At 64.2% G+C, this 7,826-nt stretch carries 8 protein-coding genes; 2 read left to right on the top strand and 6 right to left on the bottom strand.

The window, feature by feature from the left end; translation table 11 throughout:
- From VG320_RS19650 to VG320_RS19640, 3 genes are all read right to left on the bottom strand, one after another.
- Positions 1 to 721 (bottom strand): intermembrane transport protein PqiB (locus tag VG320_RS19650; protein ID WP_327201750.1); only part of this gene is annotated, 721 nt, incomplete at its 3' end.
- Complete coding sequence (locus VG320_RS19645) at positions 714 to 1,397, bottom strand: paraquat-inducible protein A (protein WP_327201749.1); 684 nt, start codon at positions 1,395 to 1,397, stop codon at positions 714 to 716. The genes VG320_RS19645 and VG320_RS19650, both read right to left, overlap by 8 nt.
- Positions 1,398 to 1,437: 40 nt before the next feature.
- Complete coding sequence (locus VG320_RS19640; protein WP_327201748.1) at positions 1,438 to 2,283, bottom strand: paraquat-inducible protein A; 846 nt, start codon at positions 2,281 to 2,283, stop codon at positions 1,438 to 1,440.
- 478 nt (positions 2,284 to 2,761) lie between these two features.
- Here VG320_RS19640 and VG320_RS19635 point away from each other — a divergent pair, with 478 nt between their 5' ends.
- Complete coding sequence (locus VG320_RS19635) at positions 2,762 to 3,304, top strand: YceI family protein (protein ID WP_327201747.1); 543 nt, start codon at positions 2,762 to 2,764, stop codon at positions 3,302 to 3,304.
- 90 nt (positions 3,305 to 3,394) lie between these two features.
- Positions 3,395 to 3,970, top strand: coding sequence for a YceI family protein (locus tag VG320_RS19630; protein WP_327201746.1), 576 nt, complete (start codon positions 3,395 to 3,397; stop codon positions 3,968 to 3,970).
- A gap of 87 nt (positions 3,971 to 4,057) precedes the next feature.
- Here VG320_RS19630 and secF read toward each other — a convergent pair whose 3' ends face one another.
- From secF to yajC, 3 genes are all read right to left on the bottom strand, one after another.
- Positions 4,058 to 5,008 (bottom strand): protein translocase subunit SecF, encoded by a 951-nt coding sequence (gene secF, locus VG320_RS19625; protein ID WP_327201745.1) that lies wholly within the window; start codon positions 5,006 to 5,008, stop codon positions 4,058 to 4,060.
- A gap of 17 nt (positions 5,009 to 5,025) precedes the next feature.
- On the bottom strand, positions 5,026 to 7,080 hold the full coding sequence (secD, locus tag VG320_RS19620) for a protein translocase subunit SecD (protein ID WP_327201744.1): 2,055 nt from the start codon (positions 7,078 to 7,080) through the stop codon (positions 5,026 to 5,028).
- 153 nt (positions 7,081 to 7,233) lie between these two features.
- On the bottom strand, positions 7,234 to 7,560 hold the full coding sequence (gene yajC / locus VG320_RS19615; protein ID WP_103702118.1) for a preprotein translocase subunit YajC: 327 nt from the start codon (positions 7,558 to 7,560) through the stop codon (positions 7,234 to 7,236).
- Between the last annotated feature and the right edge of the window lie 266 nt (positions 7,561 to 7,826).

Here is a 7,826-nt window from a genome sequence, read left to right as displayed (position 1 = left end):
TTGCATGCCACCAACGCGTGTTGGTGCCCACGTACTGGTCGTAGGGCGCGCTCACGAACACCTGCACGGTCACGCCGGTGCCGTCCTTGTCGAGCGAATAGCCAGTGACCTGACCGACCTGGATGCGGCGGTAAAAGATAGGCGTGCCGATGTCGAGCGAACCGAGGTTTTCGCTATGCAGCGTGTAGCGATGGCCTTTTTCGTCGATGGTCACGGCGGGTGGCGTTTCCAGGCCAATGAAGTCGCTCGCGGTTTCTTCCGAACGGCCAGCGTCGGCGCCGATGTACGAGCCGGAAAGCAGCGTGCCCAGGCCCGAAACGCCGCTCGCGCCGATGCGCGGGCGCACCACCCAGAAGCGGCTGTCCTTCTTGGCGAAGTTTTCGGCGTCCTTGGTCAGCTCGACGGTCACGAGCACGTGCGAGAGGTTCGGCGAGAGCTTGATGGCGCGCACCGAGCCGATATCGACGTCCTTGTACTTGACCTTGGTTTTGCCCGGCTCAAGTCCTTCGGCGGTCAGGTAGCTGATCGTGATGGTCGGGCCGCGCATGGCGACCGACTTCACTACGAGCGCGACGCCGATCAGCGCCGCGATGAGCGGCACGATCCAGACGAGTGAGGGCAGCCAGCGTCTGGGCTTGACGATGTCCGGCTCGGGCAGGTCGGGGGGCAGCGAGCCGCCTGCGGAGCCACCGGCCGGATTCGGTCCTTGCGGACTATTCATGGGGGCGATCCTGAGTGTGTTGCGTGGGTTGTTGCTGTTGATGTTTGTCTTCGTCCACCGGATCCCAGATCAGGCGCGGATCGAACTGCATCGACGCCATCATCGTCAGGATCACGACCGAGCCGAATGCGATCGCGCCTGGCCCCGCCGTGATCACCGCAAGTGACTGGAAGCGTACCAGCGCAACCGTCAGCGTCACCACGAAGATGTCCAGCATGGACCAGCGGCCGATGAATTCGACCAGCCGGTAGAGCTTGGAGCGCTCGACCGGGCGCCATGTGGAGCGGCGTTGCGAGGTGATGCAAAGCAGCGCGATCACGCTGAGCTTGAGCATCGGCACGAGAATACTGGCGATGAAGACGATCACCGCAAGCGGCGCGTCGCCCGAGGTCCAGAAGTAGACCACGCCGCTCATGATGGTGTCGTCCTCGTCGCCGACGAGCGAGGCCGTGTGCATGACCGGCAGCAGGTTCGCCGGAATATAGAGCAGCGCCGCCGCGATCAGCAACGCCCAGGTGCGCATCAGGCTGTCGGGGTGGCGCAGGTGCAGCGGCGAGTTGCAGCGCGCGCAGCGCTGGTGCCCGGCCTGGGGCGACCGGGCGCGGGCGCGCGCCTGCAGATGGCCGCAGGCGTGGCACGAGATGAGGCCGGCGTCGGTGGCGGTGACGTATTTCATCGGGATGCCTCGGTACGCGGGGTTTTCAGCGGGCGCTTCATCACGGCGTCCAGCCTTTCGAATCCGGTGCGGCGGGTTTTGGCGCGGGGTTGGGTGCGGGCTTGAGTGCGGATGGATCGCGGATCTCAGGCTCGCCGACCGGATGTTGCACACCCGCGGGGCCACCCAGCGTGGGCGGCACGCCCGGATCGAGCAGTCCGTCCGGGTCGATGTCGGGGCCGCGATGTTTGCCGCCGGCCGCACTGGAGCCGCGCCCCGGATGGCGGGCATGGCGCGCGCCCGCGCGCAGCGCGTCGGCGATATCCCACAGCGTGCGCGAATCGAACGTCACCACTACGGTGAACATCAGCGTGAGTACGGCGAACGCGAACAGCGCCGTTTCGGGGATCACGCGCGCGAGGCTCACCATCTTCACGATCGTGATGAGCACGCCCAGCATGAAGACTTCGAGCATGCCCCAGGGGCGCACGAACTGGATCGCGCGCAGCACCTGGTTAAAGCCCGGCGGAATGAAGCCGCGCCGGATTGGCAGCAGCACGTAGAGCAGCGCGACCATCTCGGTGAGCGGGAAGAGGATAGTCGCGCAGAAGACCATCACCGCGACGATCTGCATATCCTCGTTCCACAGCACCACGAGCGCGCCGAACAGGCTCGACTCCGAAGTGATGCCGTTGGCGTCCAGCTCGATGATAGGAAACGATTGAGCGATGATGAACGTCACGAGCGCGGCGACGGTCATCGCACAGATGCGGTCGAGCTGCGCCGAGCTGCTTTGATAGAGCGTGCCGCCGCAGCGCGAGCAACGCGCGGACTGGCGCCCGAGCAGGCGCGGCTTGCGGTAGAGCGCGTCGCATTCGTGACACGCGATCAGATTGTCCTGGGCCATACGGTCAGATGACGCAAATCGACGTGAACGGGGACGAGCAACAACGGCGCGGCTGAGAGGCGATTTCGACATGAAACCGGCAGAGGCCGTGCCAACCATGTTACCAAAGGCGGCTGGCGGCGCGCGTTTGCTTCGTCGGGATCATGGCGCGGCGAAACAGCAAGCCGCGCGCCCGCTTCGGGCGTCCCGCCGACGCTGCTCGACGGGCCGTGGAGTGTGCCACGTTTGTTGCACCCGTGTATGCGAGCCCGGCAGCCGTGAGCAAGCGCAACTTCGTGGGTGAAACTCCGCTGATCATTGCGACCCGGCGCGCTTGTGCTCGTTCCCGGCCGTTAGGTTAATCTTTGTGTCCTGGGCGGCCGGTTTTCGGCGTTGCCTCAAGCGCGCCCATGCGGGCGGCGAGCGCGCGGCGAAGTATCCAGCGCCCGGCTCGGGGATGGCCATGAAAGCAGAGGTAAGGCAGGCGAGGTTTGCCTGCATGCGGTTCGCCGCGCTGGCGGGGGCGATGCTGCTGGTGGCGGGTGCGGTGCAGGCGCAGCTCGACGCGGGCCAGAGCACGCTGGTGGCGATCTCACGTCAGATGAACGTGCCGGTGGAGGGCAGTTTCACGAAGTTCGACGCGCACATCGACTTCGATCCGGCGAAGCCCGCAGCGGGCACGGCGCGTCTGACAGTGGACACGGCCAGCTACGATCTCGGCGATCCGACCTATAACGAGTCGGTGCGCGGCCCCGAGTGGTTCGACGCGAAGGCGTATCCGCAGGCCACCTTCGTGTCCACGGCGATCGCCTCGACCGGGCCGAACCAGTACAGCGTGAGCGGCAACCTGACGATCAAGGGGCATACGCAGAGCGTCGCGGTGCCCGTGGTGCTCACGCAGCAGGGCGCGACGCAGACCTTCGACGGCACCTTGCCGATCCACCGGCTGGCGTTCGGCATTGGCACTGGCGAGTGGAAAGATACTTCGACGGTTGCGGACGAAGTGCTGATCAAGCTTCATATCGTCATCGTGCGTCACTAGTGCGCGGCGGCGCTTTCGACATTTTTCGTCATTACCACCACGTAGCGAAGAAAGGAGGCGTACTTGAACCCATTCGTGTTGAGAAGCGTCATGACCGCGGGGGCTGCCGCGCTGTCGATCGCCGCATCGTTCACGCCGTCGCTGGCGCAGGCCGCCGACACCTATCAGCTCGACCCCAACCACACCTATCCGAGTTTCGAGGCCGATCACTTCGCGGGCCTGTCGGTGTGGCGCGGCAAGTTCACCAAAACCACCGGCACCGTTACGCTCGACCGCGCTGCGAAAACCGGTACCGTCGACGTGACGATCGATCCGGCCTCGGTCCAGACCGGCAATACGGAGCTGGACAAGCATCTGCGCAGCGACGAATTCTTCGACGTCGCGAAGTATCCGGCGGCCACCTACAAGGGCACGCAGATCGTATTCGACGGCGACACGCCGAAAGAGGTAGTGGGCACGCTCACGCTGCATGGCGTGACGAAGCCGCTGAAGCTGGAAATTGAGTCGTTCAAGTGCATGCCTCACCCGATGCTCAAGCGCGAGGTCTGCGGCGTAGAAGCCGAAGCCGAGTTCAATCGCGACGACTTCGGCATGGAGATGGGCAAGAAGTACGGCTTCAGCATGAAGACGAAGCTGCATATCCAGGCCGAGGGCATCAAGCAGTAAGTCTGGAGTCCGGACGAAAAGCGGACGAAAGCGGACAAAAAAAGCCGGCTCGCGAGCCGGCTTTTTCATTCGACAACGGGGATGCGCTTAGACCTGCGCGCCCGCGTTCGGATCGTTCGGATCGAACTTGTCCTTCTTGTCCTTGATGAGGTCCTCGCGCTTCACGCCGAGCCACATCGACAGGGACGCCGCCACGAACACCGACGAATAGATACCGAACAGGATACCCACCGTCAGCGCCAGAGCGAAGTAGTGCAGCGTCGGGCCGCCGAAGAAGAACATCGACAGCACCATCATTTCCGTACAGCCGTGGGTGATGATGGTTCGCGACATCGTGCTGGTGATCGCGTGGTTGATGACCTGCGTCACGCTCATCTTGCGCTCGCGCCGGAAGGTCTCGCGGATCCGGTCGAAGATAACGACCGATTCGTTGACCGAGTAGCCGAGCACCGCGAGCACCGCCGCGAGCACCGACAGCGAGAACTCCCACTGGAAGAACGCGAAGAAGCCCAGAATGATCACCACGTCGTGCAGGTTGGCGATCACGCCGGCCACGGCGTATTTCCACTCGAAGCGGAACGACAGATAGATGACGATGCCGGCCACCACGCAGGCCAGCGCAAGCAGGCCGTCGGTAGCGAGTTCCTTGCCGACCTGCGGGCCGACGAACTCCACGCGCTGCAGCTGAACCTGCGGTTCGGCCGCCTTGAGCGTGCTCATCACCTGATCGCTCTGTTGCGCCGAGCTTAGCCCCTGCTTGATCGGCAGACGGATCAGCACGTCGCGCGAGGTGCCGAAGTTCTGCACCTGGGCGTCGCCGTAACCGATCTTCGTGAGCGAATCGCGCACCGGTTCAAGCGGCACCGCCTGCGGATACTGAACCTCGATGACCGTGCCGCCCGTGAATTCGATCGACAGGTGCAGGCCGCGGTGGAACAGGAAGAACACCGCCGCGATAAACGTAATGAAGGAGATCGCGTTGAAGACCAACGCGTGCTTCATGAACGGGATGTCCTTGCGGATGCGGAAAAATTCCATTTTCTAGTCTCTCCGTATCAGCGGGACGAACCCGTGTTGTCGGGGCTGCTGGGGTCGTTGCGGCGACGCACCGTCGGCTTCGCACGCGGGCCCTTGGCGCCGGCCTTGGCAGCCTGGCGTTTGGCGGCGTTCGCTGCGTTCGAGGCGAGGGCGCGGCCCGTGTCGGTGTCCGCATCGTCGGCGCCCAGCGCGGGTGCGCCAGCCGTTTCGGGTTCCGGACGCCACACCTGGCCCACCGCCAGCGACTTGAGCTTCTTCTTGCCGCCGTACCAGAGGTTCACGAGACCGCGCGAGAAGAACACGGCCGAGAACATCGAGGTCAGAATGCCGATACAGTGCACGATCGCGAAGCCGCGCACCGGGCCCGAACCGAACGCGAGCAGCGCGAGACCGGCGATGAGCGTGGTCACGTTCGAGTCGAGAATGGTCGCCCAGGCGTGCGCGTAGCCGTTCTGGATCGCCAGTTGCGGCGGCGCGCCGTTGCGCAGTTCTTCACGCACACGCTCGTTGATCAGCACGTTCGCGTCGATCGCCATACCGAGCGCAAGCGCAATAGCGGCGATACCCGGCAGCGTGAGCGTCGCCTGCATCAGCGACAGCACGGCCACCAGCAGCAGCAGGTTCACCGACAGGCCGATCATCGAGATCAGACCGAACAGCATGTAGTACGCAAGCATGAAGATGGCGATCGCGGCGAAGCCGTAGACCACCGAGTCAAAACCCTTGCGGATGTTGTCGGCGCCCAGGCTCGGGCCGACCGTGCGTTCTTCGATGATGTCCATCGGCGCGGCGAGCGATCCGGCGCGCAGCAGCAGCGCGAGGTCGGTGGCGGCTTGCGCCGTGGGTTGCCCCGTGATCTGGAAGCGGTCGCCCAGTTCCGACTGGATGGTCGCCACCGTCAGCACTTCGCCCTTGCCCTTCTCGAACAGCACCATCGCCATCGGCTTGCCGATGTTGTCGCGCGACACCTGACCCACGGCGCGGCCACCGGCCGAATCGAGGCGGATGTTGACCGACGGACGCTGATGTTCGTCAAAGCCCGCCGACGCGTCGATGATGCGGTCGCCGGTGAAGATCACCTGCTTGCGCAGCAGCACCGGCGCGGCGTTGCCTTGCGTGAAGAGCTCGTCGCCCGGCGGCACGGGGTCGCCCGGATTCGGATGCAGACCGTTCGGGTCGGCGAGGCGCGCTTCGAGCGTCGCCGTACGGCCGATGATGTCCTTGGCCTTCGCGGTGTCCTGCACGCCCGGCAGTTCGACCACGATGCGGTCGTCGCCTTGCTGCTGGATCACGGGCTCGGACACGCCCAGTTCGTTCACGCGGTTGTGCAGCGTCGTGATGTTCTGCTTGAGCGCGGCGTCCTGCACGGCCTTCTTCACAGCCGGCGTGAACGAGCCAACCAGCTGGAAGCCACCGTCAGGCGCATTCTGCTGCGACCACACGAGTTCGCTCACGCCACCCGAGCCGGACAGCACCTTGCTGGCGGCATCGGCGACGGACGCATCGGCGAAATTGATCACCACCGTCTGGTTGACGCGGTTCACGCCGCCGTCGCGGATGTTCTTGTCACGCAGGATCGAGCGCGCGTCCGAAGCGTCGGAATCGAGCTTCTTGTTCAGCGCGCCGTTCATGTCCACCTGAAGCAGGAAGTGCACGCCGCCGCGCAGATCCAGACCGAGGTACATCGGCAGCGCGTGCAGCGCCGTCAGCCAGCGCGGCGAGGCGCTCTGCAGGTTCAGCGCGACGATGTACTGCGGGTCGGTGGGGTCGGCGTTCAGCGCGTGGCTCAGCGCGTCCTTAAGACGCAGCTGCGTGTCCGTATCGGCCACGCGCACGCGGATATTCGCGTTCAGCGACGAGTTGTCGAAAGTGACGTCGTCGGCCTTGATGTTGGCGGCGGCGACCGCTGCCTCGACCTGTGCGAGCGTGCCGGAGTCGAGCTTCACGGTCGCTTTACCGCTCGACACCTGGACCGCGGGCGCTTCGCCGAAGAAATTGGGCAATGTGTACACGAGGCCGATGGCAAGCGCCACGACCATCACGACATATTTCCAGAGGGGATAACGGTTCATTGGTTGGCCCAACGGGGGAGGGGAGTTGCCATCTCGATGCGCACGCGTCCGGCGAGGCCTTCGTGCCGCCCGCTCTGGGTGCAATCAGGGGCCGGGCCGGACGCGCAAGGCAGCAGGGTTAGCTGCAGCCTGAAGTGATCGATCGTCTCGCGCTTACAGCGACTTGATCGTGCCCTTCGGCAGGATGGTCGTAACCGACGACTTCTGCACGGTGACTTCCGTGCCGTCAGCGATTTCGACGCCCACGTAGGCTTCATTGACCTTGGTGACCTTGCCGACGATGCCGCCGCTGATGATGACTTCGTCGCCCTTGGCCATGGCGGCGAGCATGTTGCGGTGTTCCTTCTGGCGCTTCATCTGCGGACGGATCATGATGAAGTACAGCACGGCGAACATCAGAATCAGCGGCAGGAAGCTCATCAGGCTCGATTCTGCGCCGCCCGCTGCGGGTGCTGCGAAGGCATTGGTAATAAACGACACGTTGGTCTCTCCGTTTATACGATCGGTAGGATCAATAGATACGATCAAAAGCGAGCCGGTTATTCTACCACCGGCAACTAACGCGACGATGGCGCCAAATGGGCTTTCCGATCAAGCTGTTAGCCGCATTGCCCGGTTCTTCGAACCAGGCGGCGCGGCCCTCGACGGTCAGCCGCGCATGGCGCGCGGTCGTTGCGAAAGGTAATTGTAAAGTGTGGCGGCTTGAACGGTGGCGCGCCATCGGAAATGCCCTAAAGCTTGTCGGC

The sequence above is a fragment of the Paraburkholderia sp. genome (genome assembly GCF_035948235.1).
Taxonomy (GTDB): domain Bacteria; phylum Pseudomonadota; class Gammaproteobacteria; order Burkholderiales; family Burkholderiaceae; genus Paraburkholderia.
The sequence above is the reverse complement of the archived record's forward strand: the minus strand, read 5'-3'. Positions and strand labels throughout refer to the sequence as shown.

Coding starts and splice junctions, on each gene's coding strand:
- VG320_RS19645 (WP_327201749.1), bottom strand. CDS start 1,397: ATGAAATACGTCACCGCCACCGACGCCGGCCTCATCTCGTGCCACGCC.
- VG320_RS19640 (WP_327201748.1), bottom strand. CDS start 2,283: ATGGCCCAGGACAATCTGATCGCGTGTCACGAATGCGACGCGCTCTAC.
- VG320_RS19635 (WP_327201747.1), top strand. CDS start 2,762: ATGCGGTTCGCCGCGCTGGCGGGGGCGATGCTGCTGGTGGCGGGTGCG.
- VG320_RS19630 (WP_327201746.1), top strand. CDS start 3,395: ATGACCGCGGGGGCTGCCGCGCTGTCGATCGCCGCATCGTTCACGCCG.
- secF (WP_327201745.1), bottom strand. CDS start 5,008: ATGGAATTTTTCCGCATCCGCAAGGACATCCCGTTCATGAAGCACGCG.
- secD (WP_327201744.1), bottom strand. CDS start 7,080: ATGAACCGTTATCCCCTCTGGAAATATGTCGTGATGGTCGTGGCGCTT.